Below are 22,164 nucleotides of genomic sequence, written 5' to 3' on the forward strand. Positions count from 1 at the left end.
CGGTGTTTATGCGGCGGCCGGTACACCGCTATGGAAGCGGAACTCAACATCCGGGGATTCGATCAATTCCTGCTCGGCGGCACGGACCTTGTCGATCACCTGGGCGATGTCCTTGGCGTCCCCATATTGGTAGGCCAGCTTCAGGTAACCCTGGAAATGCCTGGCCTCGCTCTTGAGCAGACCGAAATAGAACTTGCTCAGTTCTTCGTCCAGGTGCGGCACCAGCGCTTCGAAACGCTCGCAACTGCGGGCTTCGATGAAGGCGCCGACCACCAGGGTGTCCACCAGTTTCACCGGCTCGTGACTGCGCACCACCTTGCGCAGCCCCGACGCATAGCGCCCGGCGGACAGCTGGCGCAGTTCGATCTTGCGCCGTTTCATCAGGCGCATGACCTGTTCGTGGTGCACCAGTTCTTCCCGGGCCAGGCGCGACATCATGTTGATCAGATCGACGTGGGAGTGATACTTGGCGATCAGGCTCAACGCGGTGCTGGCGGCCTTGAATTCGCAGTTCTTGTGGTCGATCAGCAGGGTTTCCTGATCGGCCAGCGCGGCCTGGATCCAGCCGTCGGGGGTGCGGCAGCCAAGGAACTCGTGAATTTCGGGAAGGATCATGGGGCTCACGGAAAAATAGGTTCAAAACGAAGGGCGCCGATTATACCGGCCTGCCCGCAGACCACCAGTCGCCGACCGTTGATATGCATCAAGTCCCCGAATCGCCGACAGCAACTATAGTTGTGCAACGCCGTGCTTTTTCATTTTCAGGAGATCCCGCTCATGCAAGCCATTCGCAGCATTCTGGTGGTCATCGAACCCGAGCACTCGGAAAGCCTGGCGCTCAAACGGGCGAAGTTGATCGCCGGTGTGACCCAGGCGCAGTTGCATCTGCTGGTGTGCGACCCCAAGCATGATCACAGTGGCATGTTGGGTGTGCTCAAGGCCGCTTTGACGGAGGACGGCTACAGCGTCACCACCGAGCAGGCCTGGAACGACAGCCAACACCAAACCATCGTCGATGTGCAGCAAGCCGAAGGTTGCGGCCTGGTGGTCAAGCAGCACTTCCCCGACAGCCCGTTGAAAAAAGCCCTGCTGACCCCGCAGGACTGGAAGCTGCTGCGGTCCTGCCCGACTCCGGTGCTGCTGGTGAAAACCGCCGATTCATGGAAAGACAAAGTGATCCTGGCAGCCATCGACGTCGGTAACACCGACCAGGAACATCGCCACCTGCACAACACCATCATCGATCATGGCTATGACATCGCAACCCTGGCCAAGGCCCGCCTGCACGTGATCAGCGCCCACCCGTCGCCGATGCTGTCGGCGGCCGACCCGACGTTTCAACTGAGCGAAACCATCCAGGCGCGCTATCGCGAACAGTGCAAGGCGTTCCAGGCGGAATTCGACATCGACGATGACCACCTGCACATCGAGGAAGGCCCGGCGGATGTGCTGATTCCGTTCATGGTGCACAAACTGCAGGCAGCGGTGACGGTGATCGGCACCGTAGCGCGCAGCGGGTTGTCAGGGGCGTTGATCGGCAATACGGCGGAAGTGGTGCTCGATGCGGTCGAGAGCGATGTGCTGGTGCTCAAGCCGATGGAAGTGGCGGATCATCTCGAGGAGATTGCGGACAAGCATTGAAGCCGAACATGCTTTTGTGGCGAGGGGGCTCGCCCCCGTTGGGTCGCGAAGCGGCCCCCTGCATTCCGGCAGATGTACTGTGCCAGCTCAATTTGCGACGGCTGCGCCGCCTTACGGGGACAAGCCCCCTCGCCACATATCAGCGGGTCAGCCGCCAAAGGCGTCTTGCAGGAACCCCGGCGCAATATAGCGCTGGTAATGGGCTTCGGAGAGCAGGAAAAATTCCCGATCAATGGCGTCGCGCAATTCCGGCAGGTTCCACTCGCGAAACTCCGGCAGCAGCACCATCCCGTAGGCTTCCAGGTTGTTGATCACCCGCGCACCGCGCGCGATCAACTGGTAGGCCCAGCAATATTCCGATTGATGGGGCACGAAGCGGATCTTGCGCTGTTCCAGCTGCATTCGGAGCAGCGCCGGATCGAAAATTTCCACCTTGGCGGCCATCACCTGTGACAGCAACTGCTCAAGACGCAGCCATACCGCGCGCTTTTCTTCCTCGTTGTAACCGTTCCAGTGGATCACTTCGTGGTGGAAACGCTTGCAGCCACGGCACACCAGGTCACCGTAAACAGTGGAGCAGAGGCCGACGCAGGGAGTCTTGATGGTCTGATTGGGCATAGATAGGCAAAACGCGAAAAAGCAGAACAGGCCGGCATGTTAGCCCTTTGTCGGCCATTGATCACCCCTCAAAGTTCAGGGCCTGTGGAGAATCGGGCTCTGGTGACCGCCACCACCAAAGTCCAATAAACACTGACTTACCTTTAATTTTTTTTTGCCGTAGAATCAGCCTGCCTTTTTAGGCGCCAATGTCCGTTAGAAGCTGTTTTCAAAGCGTCACGAGCACAGTCGTTCCTTCAGAGCGGTGTTGGCGAGGGGTTTTTCCAGCGGGGAAAAGCCCAACGCCAACCCTCATCAGCTCCCGTTCTGCAGGCGTAAAACTTTGAAAGCAGCTTCTGTAAGGAATTGTCGGTAATTCTGGCTAAGTGGCTCACAACGCCATGCAGCGCATGAGTACGGCAATTTCGGGATGAGCGTCCCGGACACCCATTTGGGACCACTGATGAGGGTAATAACTGTGCTTGAAGCCTACCGCAAACATATCGAAGAGCGCGCAGCACTGGGTATCGTTCCCCAGCCGCTAAACGCCGAACAAACTGCAGGCCTGGTCGAGCTGCTGAAAAATCCCCCGGCTGGCGAAGAAGCATTCCTCGTTGACCTGATCACCAATCGCGTTCCGCCTGGAGTGGACGAAGCAGCCTATGTAAAGGCCGGCTTCCTGTCCGCCATCGCCAAAGGCGAAGCCAAATCCCCCCTGATCGACAAGAAGCGCGCTGTTGAACTGCTCGGCACCATGCAGGGCGGCTACAACATCGTGACTCTGGTTAACCTGCTGGACGACGCCGAACTGGCTCCAGTAGCGGCCGAAGAACTCAAGCACACCCTGCTGATGTTCGACGCCTTCCACGACGTCGCTGAAAAAGCCAAGAACGGTAACGTTCACGCCCAAGGCGTGCTGCAATCCTGGGCTGACGGCGAGTGGTTCGTGAAGCGCCCGACCCTGGCCGACAAGATCAGCCTGCGCGTGTTCAAGGTCACCGGCGAAACCAACACCGACGACCTGTCCCCTGCTCCTGATGCCTGGTCCCGTCCAGACATCCCGCTGCACGCCCTGGCCATGCTGAAAATGGCTCGCGACGGCATCGTGCCTGACGCACAAGGCGTCACCGGTCCGATGAAGCAGATCGAAGAAATGCGCAACGCCGGTTTCCCTATCGCCTACGTCGGTGACGTGGTCGGTACCGGTTCTTCGCGTAAATCGGCGACCAACTCCGTACTGTGGTTCTTCGGCGACGACGTTCCTTATGTACCGAACAAGCGTGCCGGCGGTTTCTGCTTCGGCAGCAAGATCGCTCCGATCTTCTACAACACCATGGAAGATGCTGGCGCACTGCCAATCGAATTCGATGTTTCCAACATGCACATGGGCGACGTGATCGACCTGTACCCGCATGCTGGCAAAGTCTGCAAGCACGGCACCGACGAAGTCCTGACCACCTTCGAAATGAAGACTCCGGTGCTGTTGGACGAAGTTCGCGCTGGCGGCCGTATCCCGCTGATCATCGGCCGTGGCCTGACCGAGAAGGCTCGCACCGAGCTGGGTCTGCCACCTTCGAACCTGTTCAAGAAGCCTGAAGCTCCGGCTGAAAGCACCAAGGGTTTCACCCTGGCGCAGAAAATGGTCGGCAAGGCTTGCGGCGTGACCGGCGTTCGTCCGGGCACCTACTGCGAACCGAAGATGACCACCGTGGGTTCCCAGGACACCACCGGTCCAATGACCCGTGACGAACTCAAAGACCTGGCGTGCCTGGGCTTCTCGACCGACCTGGTGATGCAGTCCTTCTGCCACACCGCGGCTTACCCTAAGCCGATCGACGTGACCACCCACCACACCCTGCCTGACTTCATCATGACCCGCGGCGGCGTTTCCCTGCGTCCGGGCGACGGCATCATCCACTCGTGGCTGAACCGCATGCTGCTGCCAGACACCGTCGGTACCGGTGGTGACTCCCACACCCGTTTCCCGATCGGCATCTCGTTCCCGGCCGGTTCCGGCCTGGTTGCGTTCGCCGCAGCCACCGGCGTCATGCCGCTGGACATGCCTGAGTCGATCCTGGTTCGCTTCAAAGGCGAACTGCAGCCAGGCGTCACCCTGCGTGACCTGGTTCACGCCATTCCTTACTACGCGATCCAGGCTGGCCTGCTGACCGTAGAGAAGAAAGGCAAGAAGAACGCCTTCTCCGGTCGCATCCTGGAGATCGAAGGCCTGCCTAAACTGACCGTAGAGCAAGCGTTCGAACTGTCTGACGCCTCGGCTGAACGTTCGGCTGCCGGTTGCACCATCCAGCTGTCCAAAGAGTCGATTGCCGAATACCTGCAGTCCAACATCACCCTGCTGCGCTGGATGATCGGCGAAGGCTACGGCGATGCACGTACTCTGGAACGTCGCGCTCAAGCAATGGAAGCCTGGCTGGCCAACCCTGAGCTGCTGGAAGCCGACAAAGACGCCGAATACGCCGAAGTCATCGAGATCGACCTGGCCGACATCAAGGAGCCTGTATTGTGCGCTCCGAACGACCCGGACGACGCTCGCCTGCTCTCCAGCGTTGCTGGCGAGAAGATCGACGAAGTGTTCATCGGTTCGTGCATGACCAACATCGGTCACTTCCGCGCCGCCGGCAAGTTGCTGGAACAGGTCAAGGGTCAGCTGCCAACCCGTCTGTGGCTGTCGCCGCCGACCAAGATGGACGCTCACCAGCTGACCGAAGAAGGCTACTACGGCATCTACGGCAAGGCCGGCGCTCGCATGGAAATGCCAGGCTGCTCGCTGTGCATGGGTAACCAGGCACGTGTAGAGCCGAACTCGACTGTCGTGTCGACTTCGACCCGTAACTTCCCGAACCGTCTGGGTGACGGCGCGAACGTCTACCTGGCTTCGGCCGAGCTGGCGTCCGTGGCTTCCATCCTGGGTCGCCTGCCGACCGTCGAGGAGTACATGGAATACGCTGGCAAGATCGACAGCATGGCGGCCGATGTCTACCGCTACCTGTCCTTCGACCAGATCGCCGAGTTCCGTGAAGCTGCTGCGAACGCCAACATCCCGGTCGTTCAAGCCTAACGTTGCAACGCAATGAAAAACGCCGCCCATCGTGAGATGAGCGGCGTTTTTTTATGGCTGTTTTTTGTGTGTATATCCGTTTCTGGAGTAATGGCTGCTATTTGTTCCGCGAGCCGACCTGGCTCTGACTGAGGTCCCCGAACCTCTGTAGGAGCGAGCCTGCTCGCGATGGTCGTCAACGATAACGCAGGCTGTCTGAATCCCCGCGGTGTCCCGGCGTTTTTCGCGAGCAGGCTCGCTCCTACAGCGATCGAATACCCCCCCCCCCAAAAAAAAAAACGGCCAACCCGAAAACCGGATCAGCCGTCATTCACTCATCAAATCAAACAGCAATCACGCACTCAGCGAATAGACCAACGCCGAAATCGCCACCAGGCCTACCGCCGTCACGAAGACATTGGACGCCTGACCGCGATAGCGTGCCATCGCCGGCACCTTGCGGATGGCGTACATCGGCATCAGGAACAGGATCGCCGCGATCACCGGGCCACCGAGGGTTTCGATCATGCCGAGGATGCTCGGGTTCAGCGTAGCGACGATCCAGCACACCACCAGCATGAACGCGGCGGTCATACGGTCCAGGGCCTTGGCGGACGGACGCTTGCCGCTCTTGACGATCAGGCCCTTGAGGCCTTCGCTGGCGCCGATGTAGTGCCCCAGGAACGACTTGGAAATGGCCACGAAGGCAATCAACGGCGCCGCGAAGGCAATGGTCGGATTGCTGAAGTGGTTGGCCAGGTACGACAGGATCGACAGGTTCTGCGCCTTGGCTTCAGCCAGTTGCGCTGGCGACAGGGTCAGCACGCAACTGAAGACGAAGAACAGCACCATCACTACCATCAACAGATGGGCACGGGACAGGATCTGCGAGCTGCGTTCCTCGGCGTGTTCGCCATAACGACGCTTCTGGTCGACCGCAAACGCCGAGATGATCGGCGAGTGGTTGAACGAGAACACCATCACCGGAATCGCCAGCCACAAGGTGTGCAGCAGCGCTGACGGCGCAGGCACTTGGCTCGCGGTGGCGAGAATGCCGCCGTTCCAGTGCGGAATCAGGTACACCGCCAGAAACAGCAGTGCCACGATGAACGGGTAAACCATCAGGCTCATGGCCTTGACGATCATTTGCTCGCCGCAGCGCACCACGGCCAGCAGGCCAAGGATCAGCACCAGCGACAACACGGCGCGCGGTGGCGGCGTGATGTGCAATTGATGCTCAAGGAAACTGCCCACGGTGTTGGTCAGCGCCACACTGTAGATCAGCAGGATCGGGAAGATCGCGAAGAAGTACAACAGCGTGATCAGCGCGCCGGCCTTGATGCCGAAATGTTCTTCCACCACTTCAGTGATGTCGGCGCCTTCGCGACCGGACAACACGAAACGGGTCAGCCCGCGGTGTGCGTAGAACGTCATCGGAAACGCCAGCAACGCCAGGATCAGCAGCGGCCAGAAACCGCCCAGGCCTGCGTTGATCGGCAAAAACAGGGTTCCGGCACCAATCGCCGTGCCAAACAGCCCCAGCATCCAGGTGGTGTCTTGGCGATTCCAGCTCGTAAGCGTCGCGGGTGTCGCGTCTACATAGCGTTCGTTAACGCTATTGGCCTGATCATTCATCCGGTGGGATCTCCACATTCCGGTCACTTGCCACCCGGCCAGGACGCGTCGGAATACCCGACAGGCGGCGCCCGGCCGAAACAGGGGCGCGATTCTGGAGGATTAGTGAGCAGAAGCAAAGACTTAGGTGAGGAACGGTGGTACCAGATAGACGAAAGTCCCCTGTGGGAGCGAGCTTGCTCGCGATGGCTTCGGCACATCCAACAACCACTTGCCAGACACACCGTTATCGCGAGCAAGCTCGCTCCCACAAGGAATTGCAGTGTTTTCGAGGCTACGCTTCATCGCCAGAAAGCATGGGACACTTGATAAAGGTCTACCATCATGTATTTTTAACCGACCTGCATTCCTTCTGGAGTCTGCCCATGCCACTGGTTCGCGTCGACATCCGAAAACACCGGGACCCCACCCACGCCAGACGCATCGGGCAACTGATCTATGCCGCCATGCGCCAGACCATTGGCGTGCCTGAACACGACAACTTCCAGATCCTGGCCGAACACGACGAGCAGCATTTCATCTTTGATCCCGAGTACCTGGGCATCAACCGCACCGATAACCTGGTCGTCATCCAGATCACCCTCAACGAAGGGCGAACCCTGGAGCAGAAAAAAAACCTCTACAAAACCATCGCCGAAAGCCTTAATGCAGAGCTGGCGGTGCGCCTGGAGGACGTTTTCATCAATCTGGTGGAAGTGAAAAAAGAGAACTGGTCGTTCGGCAACGGGATTGCCCAATACGCCCTCTGATAGTCCACCTGAAAAACGAGAATGACCCATGCCCCGAGTTTCCCGCAAACAAGCCGACCTCAACCGCGAGACTATCGTCGATGCCGCCACCCGGCTGTTTCGTGAACGCGGCTTGCACGGGATCAGCGTGGTCGATGTGATGGCCGCCGCGGGCCTGACCCACGGTGGCTTCTACGGGCACTTCGAATCCAGGGAAGCCCTGGCGCAAGAGGCCAGCGGCCGGGCTTTCGAGCAGGCCGCGCAACGCTGGTCAGGACGGGTGGCCGAGCATGACGGCAAGGACGCCGCCCGCCGTGCCGTGGTCGAAACCTACCTGTCCAACGAAAGCCGGGACAATCCGGGCGACAGCTGCCCGGTGGTGGCCTTTGCCGGGGACATGTGCCATGAGGCCGCCGAGAGCGGATTGCGCCAAACCTATCTGCAGGGCCTGAACAACCTGCTCGATTCCCTTGGCTCGCTGCTGGACGCAGAGGACGAAGCCGGCAAACGGCAGCAGGCGCTGGTGCAGTATTCGCTGATGTTCGGTGCCCTGATGTTGTCCCGGGCCACCCGAGGCGACCCGCTATCGGATGAAATTCTCGAAGCTGCCCGGGCCGCCCTCACGCCGTCGAAGTAAATCGCCCGCCCCCACGCAATAAAAAGATCGCAGGCATTACCAGCTCCTACACTCAGCGCAGTGTCCACAATGGCGCAGGAGCTGCCACGGACTGCGATCGCTGGTGGTTGCCAAGCCGCCCTGAAATCAGCAATCTCAAGTGACGTTCGAGCCGATTTTTCGATGCCCACAGGGAGCCAAGCATGCCTGTAACCGTTCTGGTACTGGTTGAAACCATCAATGAGTACCTGCCTATCCTCGAACATCAGGGCTTTCACCTGATCCTGGCCCCGACGCCCGCCGAGCGCGCCGAAGCCATTGCCCGCCACGCCGGGCAGATCGACGCCGTCCTCACCCGTGGCCCGTTGGGGCTGTATGCCGATGAGATCGCCGCCCTGCCCAACCTCAAGATCATCTGCGTGATTGGCGCCGGCTATGAACACGTCGACCTGCAGGCCGCAGCGAACCGGGGCATCACCGTCACCAATGGCGCCGGGGTCAATGCCTCGTCCGTCGCCGACCATGCGATGGCGCTGCTGCTGTCGCTGGTGCGCGACATACCCCGCTGTGATGCCGCCGTTCGGCGCGGTGAGTGGCCGAAGATCATGCGTCCTTCCCTCGCTGGCAAACGCCTGGGCATCCTCGGCCTCGGCGCCGTCGGCATGGCCATCGCCAAACGCGCGGCGAATGGCTTCGATATGGCGGTGAGTTACCACAATCGCCAGCATCGCAGCGATGTGCCCTACACCTTCTGCTCCACCCCCACTGAACTGGCCCGTGCTTCGGACTTTTTGATCGTCGCGACCCCCGGTGGTCTCGGGACCAGACACCTGATCAACAAAGCGGTCCTCGATGCCCTGGGTCCCAACGGGTTCATCGTCAACATCGCCCGCGCCAGCGTGATCGTCACCACCGACCTGATCAGCGCACTTGAACAACGCCGGATCGCCGGCGCCGCACTCGACGTGTTCGACGCCGAACCGAAGGTGCCGGATGCACTCAAGACCCTGAGCAACGTGATCCTCACCCCCCATGTCGCCGGGCTGTCCCCGGAAGCCACCCAGGGCACCGTCGAAATGGTGGGCAAGAACCTCGTGGCGTTTTTCTCCGGCCAACCGGTGCTCACGCCGATCGAACTACCGTCGGCCGAGAGCCGGCTCGCCCATTGATGGCGATTCAAACAGCTGTATCAAAAACAATGATTGGCCGGCAACACGCTCACCTATAAGAGCCGTTCGCGGTTGTAGGTGTGCAGTGTGCGCATTAGATTAGCCAATAGTTTCAGGCCTCCAGAATAAGCAGAAGGGATAAGCATGGCGCTTACTGACCAGTCCACCCGTACCCGCACCGGCGAAGAGCTCGATGCCGGCCTGATCGATCCGTACCTCAAGGCCCATATTCCGGGGCTCAGCGGCTTGCCACGGATCAGCCAGTTTCCGGGCGGCGCTTCAAACCTCACTTACTTGCTGGAATACCCCGAACAGGAATTCGTCCTGCGTCGCCCGCCCTTCGGCCACAAGGCCAAGTCGGCCCACGACATGGGCCGTGAATTTCGCATCCTCAATCAACTGCGCGACGGTTTTCCGTACTGCCCGAAAGCCTACGTGCACTGCACCGACGAATCGGTGATCGGTGCCGAGTTCTATGTCATGGAACGGGTCAACGGCATCATCCTGCGCTCGGACCTGCCGCCGGAGCTGGGCCTGGATTCGGCGAAAACCGAAGCCCTGTGCAAGAGTTTCATCGACAAGTTCGTGGAACTGCATCGCGTCGACTACAACGCCTACGGCCTGGGTGACCTGGGTAAACCCGAAGGCTACGTGGCGCGACAAATCAAAGGCTGGAGCGATCGCTACGAAAAGGCCCTGACCCCCGATGCGCCACTATGGGAAGCGGTCAAGGCCTGGCTCAACGACAAGATGCCGGCCGACCATCCGACCTCCAGCATCGTGCACAACGACTACCGCTTCGACAACGTAATCCTCGACCCGAACAACCCGATGCAGATCATCGGCGTGCTCGACTGGGAACTGACCACCCTGGGCGATCCGCTGATGGACCTGGGCAACACCCTCGCCTACTGGATCGAAGCCGATGATCCGGCGCCGGTGCAGATGATGCGCCGCCAGCCGAGCCACGCGCCGGGCATGCTCACCCGCCGCGAGTTCGTCGATTACTATGCCGAACGCTCGGGCATACGCATCGACAATTTCGACTTCTACTACACCTACGGCCTGTTCCGCCTGGCCGGCATCGTGCAGCAGATCTACTACCGCTTCTACCATGGCCAGACCCAGGACAAACGCTTCGCGCAGTTCATTCACATGAACAAGCTGCTGGAGCAGATGAGCTTGCAGGTCATCTCGAAATCCAGCCTCTGACCATATGCGATCCCTGTAGGAGCAAGCCTGCGCGCGAAGACCGTGAACGATAACGCGCACTGACTGGACTCAACTGAACAGCATTAGCCGCAACACGGCATTTGACTCGATAACAAGACTTTTCATAAGGGAATCCCATGTCCAAGACTCAGTTGTTCGACCTCGACGGCAAGATCGCTTTCGTCTCCGGCGCCAGCCGTGGCATCGGTGAGGCCATCGCCAAACTACTGGCCCAGCAAGGCGCCCACGTGATCGTGTCGAGCCGCAAGCTTGAAGGCTGCCAGCACGTCGCCGACGCCATCATCGCCGCCGGCGGCAAGGCCACCGCCATTGCCTGCCACATCGGCGAGATGGAACAGATCAGCCAGGTCTTCGCCGGCATCAAGGAACAGTTCGGGCGCCTGGACATCCTGGTCAACAACGCCGCGACCAACCCGCAGTTCTGCAACGTGCTGGACACCGACCTCAGCGCCTTTCAAAAAACCGTCGACGTGAACATCCGCGGCTACTTCTTCATGTCGGTCGAAGCCGGCAAGCTGATGCGCGAAAACGGCGGCGGCAGCATCATCAACGTGGCTTCGATCAACGGTGTTTCACCGGGTATCTTCCAAGGCATCTACTCGGTGACCAAGGCGGCGGTGATCAACATGACCAAAGTCTTCGCCAAGGAATGTGCGCAATTCGGGATTCGCTGCAATGCCTTGCTGCCGGGTCTGACCGACACCAAGTTCGCCTCGGCACTGGTGAAAAACGAAGCCATCCTGAACACCGCTTTGCAACAGATCCCGCTCAAGCGCGTGGCTGACCCAAGCGAAATGGCCGGCGCAGTGCTGTACCTGGCCAGCGATGCTTCCAGCTACACCACCGGCGTTTCGCTGAATGTGGATGGCGGCTTCCTGTCCTGATCGTCTGAACAGCACAAATCCCTGTGGGAGCGAGCTTGCTCGCGATGGCGGTATCAGATTCAACATCGATGTCGACTGATACGCCGCTATCGCGAGCAAGCTCGCTCCCACAGTCGGGGTTGTTGCACATCGCAGCGTCCGGGCTTACTGCGTGACGCAACGAGTCGTGGTAGTGACTCGGGTCACCTGCCCGTCTTCAGCCCGTACATCGCCCAGGACATCGGTTTTATCCATGGCCTGGCAGGTGCGTTCAGGAGGGGGTGGAGTGACCGCTGGAGGGGGTGGCGGACTGGCACAGCCGCCGAGGATCGCCACGCAGAATGCCAGCGACAAGGGTGAGATAACGCGTTTCCCAAGAGTTTTCATAGGTTGACCCGCGATAAGTGATAGACACTTTTTTGTGACAACAAAACCGGCGCGCAAAATCCATGCACCTGTCAAAAAAATAAATATCTGCGAATCATTTATAGCCCAATCCGTGACCAGTACCCGTAAAAGCTGACAGTTCTTACATCACCGAATCAGGGCGCTGCAAGGAATTGCTGTCCAGTTCGTAACGCAGTTCTTCGATCAATGCGGTGACCGATAGTGCGTTTGTAGGTTAACCCTGCCCCTTCGACCGGGATTCACCAGAGAACAGTCCCCCGCTCCCGCGCCCAGACAATCGCCTCGCTGCGGCTGTGCACATTGAGCTTGGAGTACACCGTCGCCACATGGTTGCGCACTGTGTTCGGTGCCAGTTTCAGGCGCGCGGCGATGTCCTTGTCGGCCAGGCCTTCGCAGATCAGACCCAGTACATCGCGCTCACGGGCGGTTAGTTGCCCAGTGCTGGCCCGGTCGGTGACATCGTCCATGATCAAGACCAGCGACTCCGGTTTGCCACGGCCGTCAACCAATACCAGGCTGCGCACGCGATGGACCCAGGTGTACGCTTCGTTCCCCGCCGATGTCACCTCCACCAGCACATCGCTGAACGTCTCGCCACGGGCCACCCGACTGATCGGGTAGCTGTCGGCCGGCACGAGGTGATTGTTGCGATAACGCAGGGCGAAGCGTTTGACATAGGCCTTGGCGTTGCTGCCCAGGTCGCTGATCTGCGAGGCACCGTGCATGGCCAGCGCCGCCTCGTTGGCCCACAGGATGCTCTGGTCGGGATCGAGCAGAATCACCCCGTCGGACAAGCAGGCGATGATTTGCTGCAACTGGCGACGATTGGCCTCCGTGGAAAGGACGTGCTGGCTCATTTCGACTCCACAAGTATGGTGCCCCTGTGAAGAATACGACCGCCGGAGTTTTGGTTAGTGCAACGAACCTTGTGGGAGCGGGCTTGCTCGCGAAAGCGGTTGAGTAGGTCAGCGAAAAGCCTGGAGGGCCGGTGGTCCTTTGACTATCGCACGTTAAAGGACGCGTCAAGCCCCGCCAACTTGTCCGGATTACGCATGATGAAAACCCGATTCACCCGCCCGGTTTCATCGAAAGCAAACGTCATCGACGCGGTGATAACGCCGTCGGCCTTGATGATGGCGCCTCGGGCCCCATTGATTTCAACGGGCAGCCATTCACAGGTTTGCCAATAGGCGTGCAACGACTGACCAATGAAATCCAGCACGCTTTCGATGCCAAACAGCGTTTCACGGATCGCCGAAGCCTTGCCGCCGCTGTCGGCGCAGAGTTCGACGTCTTCGCTCAGCATCACGCTCAAGTTCGCCGTGGAACCACTGGTAATGGCGTTGTGGAAGGCACTGAGCAACTGGTTTTGGCGCACAGGTTCCGGTTGATAGCGGGCCTGGGCACTGCCAAGACTCGCCTTGGCCCGAGACACCAGTTTGCGGCAAGCGGCTTCCTGCACCCCGACCGCATCGGCAACCTGCGGGTAATCCATGTCGAAGATTTCGTACAGCAGGTACGCGGCACGCTCCTTGGGTGTCAGCCGCTCCAGCAACAACACGAACGCGGTGGACAGCGACGAAGCCAGTTCATGCATGTGCTCGGGTGAGTCCTGATGCGCCGTGTGGATCGGCTCCGGCAGCCAGGTACCGATGTAATCTACCCGGGACTTGTGCGCCGACCGTAGCAGGTCAATGCAATGGCGGGTGCAGGCGGTGGTAAGCCAGGCGGCCGGCGTGGCGATGGAGGCCCGGTCGGCCTCCAGCCACTTGATGAACAACTCTTGCACCGCATCCTCGGCTTCGGCGCGCGAACCGAGAATGCGATAGGCCAGACCAAGCAAAAAGGGCCGGCGCTGCTCGAACACAGTGGCGGCGTTTTCAGCGCAGTTCATCAATCAGTGCCTCGACACCTGCAAGCGGTTCCACAGGTTGATCATGCCGATCTCGGCCGTCAAGGCGCCGATCTGTTCGTCTTTGAAATACGCCCTCAGTTCACCGCGCAGGCTGGCGTAATCGGTTTTTTCATCCAGTATCGTCAAGGCTTCGGTCCACGCCAGCGCAGCGCGCTCCGCAGCACTGAAATCACTGACGTGACGCCAGACGATCAGGCGATCCAGACGCTCGTTGGTTTCATTGGCTTCCCGGGCTTCGCGGGTGTGCATCTTCACGCAAAAACCGCATTGGTTGATCTGCGAGGCGCGCAGGTGGATCAAGTGCTTGAGGCCTGGATCAAGATCATGCTGATCGAGCGCGACATGAACCTGGGTCAGGCTTTCGAAAACCTGTGGAATTGATTGCAGCAGGTTGACCGCTTGGGTGTTGGACGACATCGGGTTGCTCCACTGTTTGAGAGGTTCAACAGGATGACGATTGAGCGTTGGGGTTTGTGACGTGCGCTGATTCATTCAGCGCACGTCACTCGGTTCAAGCAGCCAACTCTCCCTTCGCAATCGCCGCCGAAGCCGCCAGCATTGCCCGCAACAGCACCGCACACCCGGCCGCCAGGTCATCCGGCGCGGCGTTTTCGATTTCGTTGTGGCTGATGCCGCCTTCGCACGGCACGAAGATCATCCCGGCCGGGCCGAGTTCGGCGAGGAAGATTGCGTCGTGGCCCGCGCCGCTGACAATGTCCATGTGCGACAGGCCCAGGCTTTGGGCGGCGCCGCGTACCGCTTCGACGCAGCCCTTGTCGAAGTACAGCGGTGGGAAGTCGGCCGTTGGCGTGAGTTCGAAGGCCAGGCCGTGTTCGTCGCAGGTGGTTTCGATGACTTCACGCACTTCGGCAATCATCGAGTCCAGGCGCGCCGGTTCCAGGTGCCGGAAGTCCAGGGTCATGCGCACTTCACCAGGGATGACGTTGCGCGAGCCGGGATAGGCTTGCAGGCAACCGACGGTGCCGCAGGCATGGGGTTGATGGCTGAGGGCGGCGCGGTTGAGCGCACCGACGATCACCGCGGCGCCGACCAGGGCGTCCTTGCGCAGGTGCATCGGGGTCGGGCCGGCGTGGGCTTCGACGCCGCGCAGCTTGAGGTCAAACCATTTCTGCCCGAGGGCGCCCATGACCACGCCTATGGTCTTGCGTTCGTCTTCCAGTATCGGGCCTTGCTCGATGTGGGCTTCAAAGTAGGCGCCGACTTTGTGGCCGCTGACTTTGCGCGGCCCGGCGTAACCAATGGCATTCAGTGCCTGCCCCACCGTCACGCCCTCGGCATCGACCTTGGCCAGGGTTTCCTCGAGGGTGAATTTTTCCGCGAACACGCCGGAACCCATCATGCACGGGGCGAAGCGCGAGCCTTCTTCGTTGGTCCAGACCACCACTTCCAGCGGCGCTTCGGTTTCGATGTTGAGGTCGTTGAGGGTACGCAGCACTTCGACGCCGGCCAGCACACCGAAGCAGCCATCGAACTTGCCGCCGGTGGGCTGGGTGTCGATGTGGCTGCCGGTCATCACCGGTGGCAGATCGGGATTGCGCCCGGGGCGACGGGCGAAGATGTTGCCGACGGCGTCGATGCTCACGGTGCAGCCGGCATCGATACACCATTTGACGAAGATGTCCCGGGCCTGGCGATCCAGATCGGTCAGGGCCAGGCGACACACGCCGCCCTTGACCGTGGCGCCGAGCCTGGCCAGTTCCATGAGCGATTGCCACAGGCGGTCGCGGTTGATGTGCTGATGGCTGGACTGCAGAACGTCTACGGCCGCGTTCATGATGATTTCCTCAGGCTGTTCTTGTGTGTTTCTTCAGGCAATTCGTTGGTGAACCTGAGGCCGCCATCGCGGGCAAGCCCGCTCCCACAGGGTTCTCGGGTGTTCACAAAACCTGTGGGAGCGGGCTTGCCCGCGATGAGGCCCTCCCTTACACCGCAGTTTTAGCTATTGATGGGCTGGGCCGCATCACACTCAACCCGTAATAAATAATCCCACCCAGCGCCGAGCCGGTGAACCAGCCATAGCTGTAGAACCAGCTGAACGCGTCGCTGCCCAGGGACAGCAGCGTCAGCACCACCGGCACACCAAACGCGATGAACCCGCTCCAGTTCCACGCCGGATATACGTCATCGCGGTACAGGCCGGCGAGGTCCAGTTGCTGCTTCTTGATCAGGAAATAGTCCACCACCATGATCCCGGCGATCGGCCCCAGCAGGCTGGAATAGCCGAGCAACCAGTTGGAATAGACCGTTTCCAGGCTGAGATCGGAAACGATCAGGCCGAGCTTTTTCAGCAGTTCATGGGCCATCAGCGCCAGTCCGACCAGCCCGGTGAGGATTACCGCTTTGGTCCGGTTGATCGCCTTGGGTGCGATGTTCTGGAAATCGTTGGTGGGCGATACGATGTTGGCCGCGGTGTTGGTCGACAGCGTGGCGATGATGATCAGTGCCATGGCCAGCGCCACCCAGACCGGACTCTGGATATGGCCGATCAGGGTCACCGGGTCGGACACCGTCACGCCCACCAGCTTCACCGAGGCGGCGGTCATCACCACGCCCAGGGAGGCAAACAGGAACATGGTCAGTGGCAAGCCGATGATCTGCCCGACGATCTGGTCCTTCTGGCTTTTCGCGTAGCGGCTGAAGTCGGGGATGTTCAGCGACAGCGTGGCCCAGAACCCGACCATCGCGGTCAGCCCGGCCGCGAAGTAACTGGCCACGCCCGCGCCTTCGGGGCGCTTGGCCGGGATCGCCAGTAACTCGGTCATCGACACGTTGGGCATGGCCCACACCAACAGCCCTACCCCAACCAGCACCAACAGCGGTGCCGAGAGCGTTTCCAGCCATTTGATCGACTCGGCACCGCGAATCACCACCCACAGGTTCAGCGCCCAGAACACCATGAAGCCGATGACCTCACCGGTGCCGCCCAGGGACTTCCAGCCCTCGAACACCGAGCCGAGGAACAGGTGAATCGCCAGCCCGCCGAACATGGTCTGGATGCCGAACCAGCCACACGCCACCAGGGCGCGGATCAGGCACGGAATGTTGGAGCCGAGCACGCCGAAGGACGAGCGCAGCAACACCGGAAAGGGAATACCGTACTTGGTGCCGGGAAAGGCGTTAAGCGTCAGGGGAATCAGCACGATGATGTTGGCAAACAGAATCGCCAGCAGCGCTTCACCGACGGTCAGGCCGAAGTACGCGGTCAGCACGCCACCAAGGGTGTAGGTCGGCACGCAGATCGCCATGCCTACCCACAGCGCGGTGATGTGCCATTTGTTCCAGGTGCGTTCGCGCACCTTGGTCGGTGCAATGTCGTGGTTGTAACGGGGACTGTCGAGGACATCGCTGCCGGCTTCGAGCTCGAACAAGCCGTCGCGCTCGGTCACTTGCGATCTGATCTGTTGCATGGCCGCTCCACTGTTCTTTGAATTATTTTTTGCTCATCGGGGGCTGGCGGCATCAATAAACGTGCCGGGTGCCCCGCTTACGCATCGGGCAGTTCCATAAACACTCTGTAAGCAACTGATGTTTATCAGTTTTATGCAGTCAACGATGCAGTCCTCAGTTGCATGTCATGCCACTCAGGCCGAATGCCAGACAAGTTGTCCTGACAGTCAGGACTCAATCTGGTGCGTTGATCTTTTTTTCAATGGCTGCGCATCAACCATAGACCATACTCAAACAGCTGATTTCACATAAGAAATCTTGACTATTTTTCGATCCTGTCAAGTGCGTCAAAATGGTGAACGGCCTCCCCATTTTGGTGATTCTTGTAATTAATCTTTAATTATCAATTAGTTAATACCTGCATAAGCTTATAAAAAATATTCTTGCCGATTCGGATAACTGCAGCTAGCGTTTAATCCTGACAGCACTGACAGGAATCAATCTGACCGGGCTGTTTTTATATAGAACATCTAGAACCGGCATAAACCGGTCATTGCCTGCGAGGAACTCGGAATGTCTCTGTTGATCCGTGGCGCCACCCTTATTACCCATGATGAAAGTTATCGCGCCGATGTGTATTGCGCAGACGGCGTGATCAAGGCCATCGGCGAAAATCTCGATGTACCTGCAGGCGCCGAAGTGCTCGACGGCAGCGGCCAATACCTGATGCCCGGCGGCATCGACCCGCACACCCACATGCAACTGCCCTTCATGGGCACGGTGGCCAGCGAAGACTTCTACAGCGGCACGGCGGCCGGACTGGCCGGCGGCACCACGTCGATCATCGACTTCGTGATTCCCAACCCGCAGCAATCCTTGCTCGAAGCCTTCCATCAGTGGCGTGGCTGGGCCGAGAAGTCGGCGTCGGACTATGGCTTTCACGTTGCCATCACCTGGTGGAGCGAACAGGTCCGCGAGGAAATGGCCGAACTGGTCAGCCAGCACGGCGTCAACAGCTTCAAGCATTTCATGGCTTACAAGAACGCGATCATGGCCGCCGATGACACCCTGGTGGCGAGTTTCGAACGCTGCCTGGAACTGGGCGCGGTGCCGACCGTTCACGCGGAAAACGGTGAACTGGTGTATCACCTGCAACGCAAGCTGATGGCCCAGGGCATCACCGGACCGGAAGCGCATCCGCTGTCGCGGCCTTCACAGGTTGAGGGCGAGGCCGCGAGCCGGGCGATCCGCATCGCCGAAACCCTGGGCACGCCACTGTACCTGGTTCACGTCTCGACCAAGGAAGCCCTGGACGAAATCACCTACGCCCGGGGCAAGGGCCAGCCGGTCTACGGCGAAGTACTGGCCGGGCACCTGCTGCTGGACGACAGCGTCTACCGCGATCCGGACTGGCAAACCGCCGCCGGTTACGTGATGAGCCCGCCGTTCCGCCCCCGCGGCCATCAAGAGGCACTCTGGCATGGCTTGCAATCGGGCAACCTGCACACCACCGCCACCGACCACTGCTGCTTCTGCGCCGAGCAAAAAGCCGCTGGCCGCGACGACTTCAGCAAGATCCCCAACGGCACCGCCGGCATCGAAGACCGCATGGCGGTGTTGTGGGATGAAGGCGTGAACAGCGGACGCTTTTCGATGCAGCAATTCGTCGCGCTGACGTCCACCAACACGGCGAAGATCTTCAACCTCTACCCACGCAAAGGCGCGATTCGTGTGGGTGCCGATGCCGACCTGGTGCTGTGGGACCCGCAAGGCACGCGGACCATTTCCGCCAAGACCCACCATCAGCAGGTGGACTTCAACATCTTCGAAGGCAAGACCGTGCGCGGCGTGCCCAGCCACACCATCAGCCAGGGCCGCGTGGTCTGGGCCGACGGCGACCTGCGGGCCGAACGCGGGGCCGGGCGCTACATCGAACGACCGGCGTATCCGGCGGTGTTTGATTTGCTGAGCAAGCGGGCTGAGTTGCACAAGCCGGTTGCCGTGAAACGCTGAAAGCGGCCTTCGGCCTATCGCGAGCAAGCTCGCTCCCACAGGTTTTGTGAACACCCGAGATCCCTGTGGGAGCGAGCTTGCTCGCGATGAGGCCCGCACAGACAACACAAAAAACAATGCCCATTCAGAGGCAGCACCTCAAATAACCGTGAGGCCAAAACCGTGATCAAGACCCTGGACCACCTCCCGCATCCCGTTGAGAATGCGGCCGCCCTCGCCGGCCACTTCACCGATCTGGCACCGCCGCTCAACGAGCGCCAGGCGCACCTGGAAGCCTCGCGCTGCCTGTATTGCTACGACGCGCCCTGCGTGAATGCCTGTCCGAGCGAGATCGACATTCCCTCGTTCATCCGCAACATTGCGCAGGACAACGTGCAAGGCGCCGCGCAGAAAATCCTCTCGGCCAACATCCTCGGTGGCAGTTGCGCCCGGGTGTGCCCGACGGAGATTCTTTGCCAGCAGGCCTGCGTGCGCAACAACACTCACGAATGCGCGCCGGTCATGATCGGCCTGTTGCAACGTTACGCCGTGGACAACGCCCATTTCAGCACGCACCCCTTCCAGCGTGCTGCCGCCACCGGCAAACGCATCGCCGTGGTGGGTGCCGGTCCGGCCGGTTTGTCCTGCGCCCACCGCAGTGCCATGCACGGGCATGACGTGGTGATTTTCGAGGCGCGGGAAAAGGCTGGCGGCCTCAACGAGTACGGAATCGCCAAATACAAACTGGTGGATGACTACGCGCAAAAGGAACTTGAGTTCCTGTTGGAGATTGGCGGCATCGAAATCCGCCACGGGCAGAAACTCGGTGAGAACCTGACCCTCAGTGAACTGCAGCAACAGTTCGATGCGGTGTTCCTCGGCCTCGGGCTCAATGCCAGCAAACAGCTAGGGCTGGCCCACGAAGACGCGCCCGGTCTGCTCGCCGCCACCGACTACATCCGTGAACTGCGCCAGGCCGATGACCTGAGCCAACTGCCCCTGGCCGACCACTGCATTGTCCTCGGCGCAGGCAACACCGCCATCGACATGGCGGTGCAAATGGCCCGCCTCGGCGCCCACGATGTGAATCTGGTGTACCGCCGTGGCATCGAGGACATGGGGGCCACCCATCACGAACAGGAGATTGCCAAGGCCAATCAGGTGCGGCTGATGACCTGGGCTCAACCCGAAGAAGTGCTGCTCGATGACCATGGCCGCGTGCGCGGCATGCGTTTCGCCCGCACCCGTCTGGTGGAAGACCGCCTGCAAACCACCGGTGAAACCTTCGAACTGGCCGCCGACGCGATCTTCAAGGCCATCGGCCAGACCTTCGACGGCAGCGCCCTCAGCGATCCGCTGGCCCGAGAACTCAAGCGTCAGGGCGAGCGCATCGAAGTCGATGAACAACTGCGCACCAGCATCCCCGGCGTGTATGCCGGCGGCGACTGCACCAGTCTCGATCAGGACCTTACCGTGCAAGCCGTGCAGCATGGCAAGCGCGCCGCCGAGGCGATCAACGCTCAACTGATGCTCAACGTGGAGGCTGCGTAAATGGCCGATCTGTCGATTGTCTTCGCCGGCATCAAAGCACCCAATCCATTCTGGCTGGCCTCCGCGCCGCCGACCGACAAGGCCTACAACGTGGTCCGCGCCTTCGAGGCCGGCTGGGGCGGCGTAGTCTGGAAAACCCTGGGTGAAGACCCGGCGGCGGTGAACGTGTCTTCGCGCTACTCGGCACACTTCGGGGCTAACCGGGAGGTGCTGGGCTTTAACAACATCGAGCTGATCACCGACCGCTCGCTGGAGATCAACCTGCGGGAAATCACCCAGGTCAAAAAGGACTGGCCGGACCGTGCGCTGATCGTGTCCTTGATGGTGCCCTGCGTCGAAGAATCCTGGAAACACATCCTGCCGCTGGTGGAAGCCACTGGCGCCGACGGCATCGAGCTGAACTTCGGTTGCCCCCACGGCATGCCGGAACGCGGCATGGGCGCGGCGGTCGGCCAGGTGCCGGAATACGTGGAACAGGTCACCCGCTGGTGCAAGACCTATTGCTCGCTGCCGGTGATCGTCAAGCTCACGCCGAACATCACCGACATCCGTGTCGCCGCCCGCGCCGCCCACCGTGGTGGTGCCGATGCGGTGTCATTGATCAACACCATCAACTCGATCACCAGCGTTAACCTCGAACGCATGGTCGCCAATCCCATGGTCGGCAGCCAAAGCACCCACGGCGGTTACTGCGGCTCGGCCGTCAAGCCGATAGCCTTGAACATGGTCGCCGAAATCGCCCGCGACCCGCAGACCCAGGGCCTGCCGATCAGCGGGATCGGCGGCATTGGCAACTGGCGCGATGCGGCGGAATTCATCGCGCTCGGCAGTGGCTCGGTGCAGGTATGCACGGCGGCGATGCTGCATGGCTTCCGGATTGTCGAAGACATGAAGGACGGCTTGTCACGCTGGATGGACAGTCAGGGCTATGCCAGCATTTCGGAGTTTTCCGGCCGTGCGGTGGGCAACACCACGGACTGGAAGTACCTGGACATCAACTACCAGGTGATCGCGAAAATCGATCAGGAGGCTTGTATCGGTTGCGGTCGCTGCCATATCGCTTGTGAGGACACCTCGCACCAGGCCGTGGCCAGCCTCAAGCAGGCGGATGGCACTCACAAGTATCAAGTGATCGATGAGGAGTGCGTGGGCTGCAACCTGTGCCAGATCACCTGCCCGGTGCAGGACTGCATCGAGATGGTACCGGTGGAGACTGGCAAGCCGTTCCTGGACTGGAATCATGATCCGAGGAATCCGTATCACGTCAGCCCTTGAGGCCGGCGGTGCCTGAACTGACGCCTTCGCGAGCAAGCCCGCTCCCACATTGGAATGCATTTCAAATGTGGGAGC

At 60.3% G+C, this 22,164-nt stretch carries 18 protein-coding genes and 1 pseudogene; 10 read left to right on the forward strand and 9 right to left on the reverse strand.

The genetic code is table 11. From position 1 onward, the window contains the following. Window positions 1-6 precede the first annotated feature (6 nt). Window positions 7-615, reverse strand: coding sequence for a MiaE family protein (locus AC1RP7_RS01295; RefSeq protein ID WP_493180821.1), 609 nt, complete (start codon window positions 613-615; stop codon window positions 7-9). Window positions 616-777: 162 nt separating this feature from the next. Here AC1RP7_RS01295 and AC1RP7_RS01300 point away from each other — a divergent pair, with 162 nt between their 5' ends. Next, window positions 778-1,641, forward strand: coding sequence for a universal stress protein (locus tag AC1RP7_RS01300; RefSeq protein ID WP_057715063.1), 864 nt, complete (start codon window positions 778-780; stop codon window positions 1,639-1,641). A 147-nt stretch (window positions 1,642-1,788) separates the two neighbouring features. Here the strand turns inward: AC1RP7_RS01300 and AC1RP7_RS01305 are convergent, their stop codons facing one another. Then, window positions 1,789-2,259 (reverse strand): DUF1289 domain-containing protein, encoded by a 471-nt coding sequence (locus AC1RP7_RS01305; RefSeq protein ID WP_057715064.1) that lies wholly within the window; start codon window positions 2,257-2,259, stop codon window positions 1,789-1,791. A gap of 457 nt (window positions 2,260-2,716) precedes the next feature. Between AC1RP7_RS01305 and acnB the strand changes: the two genes are divergently transcribed. Further along, window positions 2,717-5,317 carry a bifunctional aconitate hydratase 2/2-methylisocitrate dehydratase gene (acnB, locus tag AC1RP7_RS01310; protein WP_340316407.1) on the forward strand — a complete coding sequence of 867 codons (2,601 nt, stop codon included), beginning with the start codon at window positions 2,717-2,719 and terminating at the stop codon, window positions 5,315-5,317. Window positions 5,318-5,650: 333 nt separating this feature from the next. On the opposite strand, the gene AC1RP7_RS01315 is transcribed toward acnB, so the two are convergent. Further along, entirely contained in the window at window positions 5,651-6,931 is a 1,281-nt protein-coding gene (locus tag AC1RP7_RS01315) for a serine/threonine transporter (protein WP_057715067.1), read from the reverse strand. Window positions 6,932-7,296: 365 nt separating this feature from the next. Here AC1RP7_RS01315 and AC1RP7_RS01320 point away from each other — a divergent pair, with 365 nt between their 5' ends. The 5 genes from AC1RP7_RS01320 (at window position 7,297) to AC1RP7_RS01340 (ending at window position 11,561) form a co-directional block, all read left to right on the forward strand. Continuing rightward, complete coding sequence (locus AC1RP7_RS01320) at window positions 7,297-7,680, forward strand: tautomerase family protein (RefSeq protein ID WP_349733881.1); 384 nt, start codon at window positions 7,297-7,299, stop codon at window positions 7,678-7,680. A gap of 28 nt (window positions 7,681-7,708) precedes the next feature. Beyond that, a complete protein-coding gene (locus tag AC1RP7_RS01325; RefSeq protein WP_489340494.1) occupies window positions 7,709-8,296 on the forward strand; it encodes a TetR/AcrR family transcriptional regulator in 588 nt (195 codons plus the stop codon). A 182-nt stretch (window positions 8,297-8,478) separates the two neighbouring features. Next, the gene (locus tag AC1RP7_RS01330; RefSeq protein ID WP_493180820.1) at window positions 8,479-9,444 is read left to right on the forward strand and encodes a 2-hydroxyacid dehydrogenase; all 966 of its coding nucleotides are present in this window, start codon (window positions 8,479-8,481) and stop codon (window positions 9,442-9,444) included. 144 nt (window positions 9,445-9,588) lie between these two features. Next, window positions 9,589-10,656 (forward strand): phosphotransferase family protein, encoded by a 1,068-nt coding sequence (locus AC1RP7_RS01335; protein WP_493180819.1) that lies wholly within the window; start codon window positions 9,589-9,591, stop codon window positions 10,654-10,656. Window positions 10,657-10,793: 137 nt separating this feature from the next. Continuing rightward, on the forward strand, window positions 10,794-11,561 hold the full coding sequence (locus AC1RP7_RS01340) for an SDR family oxidoreductase (RefSeq protein ID WP_007976320.1): 768 nt from the start codon (window positions 10,794-10,796) through the stop codon (window positions 11,559-11,561). 626 nt (window positions 11,562-12,187) lie between these two features. Here AC1RP7_RS01340 and AC1RP7_RS01345 read toward each other — a convergent pair. From AC1RP7_RS01345 to AC1RP7_RS01370, 6 genes and pseudogenes are all read right to left on the reverse strand, one after another. Then, window positions 12,188-12,355, reverse strand: coding sequence for a response regulator transcription factor (locus AC1RP7_RS01345; protein WP_371318495.1), 168 nt, complete (start codon window positions 12,353-12,355; stop codon window positions 12,188-12,190). A 24-nt stretch (window positions 12,356-12,379) separates the two neighbouring features. Continuing rightward, window positions 12,380-12,805: pseudogene (locus AC1RP7_RS01350) on the reverse strand (PAS domain-containing protein); the annotation flags it as partial. A gap of 143 nt (window positions 12,806-12,948) precedes the next feature. Beyond that, the gene (gene sigJ, locus AC1RP7_RS01355) at window positions 12,949-13,842 is read right to left on the reverse strand and encodes an RNA polymerase sigma factor SigJ (RefSeq protein WP_340316206.1); all 894 of its coding nucleotides are present in this window, start codon (window positions 13,840-13,842) and stop codon (window positions 12,949-12,951) included. Between the two features lie 3 nt (window positions 13,843-13,845). Next, complete coding sequence (locus AC1RP7_RS01360) at window positions 13,846-14,280, reverse strand: carboxymuconolactone decarboxylase family protein (RefSeq protein WP_493180818.1); 435 nt, start codon at window positions 14,278-14,280, stop codon at window positions 13,846-13,848. A 94-nt stretch (window positions 14,281-14,374) separates the two neighbouring features. Then, window positions 14,375-15,658 (reverse strand): Zn-dependent hydrolase, encoded by a 1,284-nt coding sequence (locus AC1RP7_RS01365; RefSeq protein WP_493180817.1) that lies wholly within the window; start codon window positions 15,656-15,658, stop codon window positions 14,375-14,377. Between the two features lie 148 nt (window positions 15,659-15,806). Beyond that, entirely contained in the window at window positions 15,807-17,291 is a 1,485-nt protein-coding gene (locus AC1RP7_RS01370; RefSeq protein WP_057715182.1) for an NCS1 family nucleobase:cation symporter-1, read from the reverse strand. Window positions 17,292-17,844: 553 nt separating this feature from the next. On the opposite strand from AC1RP7_RS01370, the gene hydA reads away from it, so the two are divergent. From hydA to preA, 3 genes are all read left to right on the forward strand, one after another. Then, window positions 17,845-19,284 carry a dihydropyrimidinase gene (hydA, locus tag AC1RP7_RS01375; RefSeq protein WP_489848106.1) on the forward strand — a complete coding sequence of 480 codons (1,440 nt, stop codon included), beginning with the start codon at window positions 17,845-17,847 and terminating at the stop codon, window positions 19,282-19,284. A 162-nt stretch (window positions 19,285-19,446) separates the two neighbouring features. Then, window positions 19,447-20,814: an NAD(P)-dependent oxidoreductase gene (locus tag AC1RP7_RS01380; RefSeq protein WP_492586874.1), complete on the forward strand. Its 1,368-nt coding sequence runs from the start codon at window positions 19,447-19,449 to the stop codon at window positions 20,812-20,814. After that, window positions 20,815-22,089, forward strand: a complete 1,275-nt coding sequence (gene preA / locus AC1RP7_RS01385; RefSeq protein WP_102672357.1) for an NAD-dependent dihydropyrimidine dehydrogenase subunit PreA — start codon at window positions 20,815-20,817, stop codon at window positions 22,087-22,089. Window positions 22,090-22,164 lie beyond the last annotated feature (75 nt).

It is taken from the genome of Pseudomonas sp. GW822-FHT01E03, assembly GCF_058802985.1.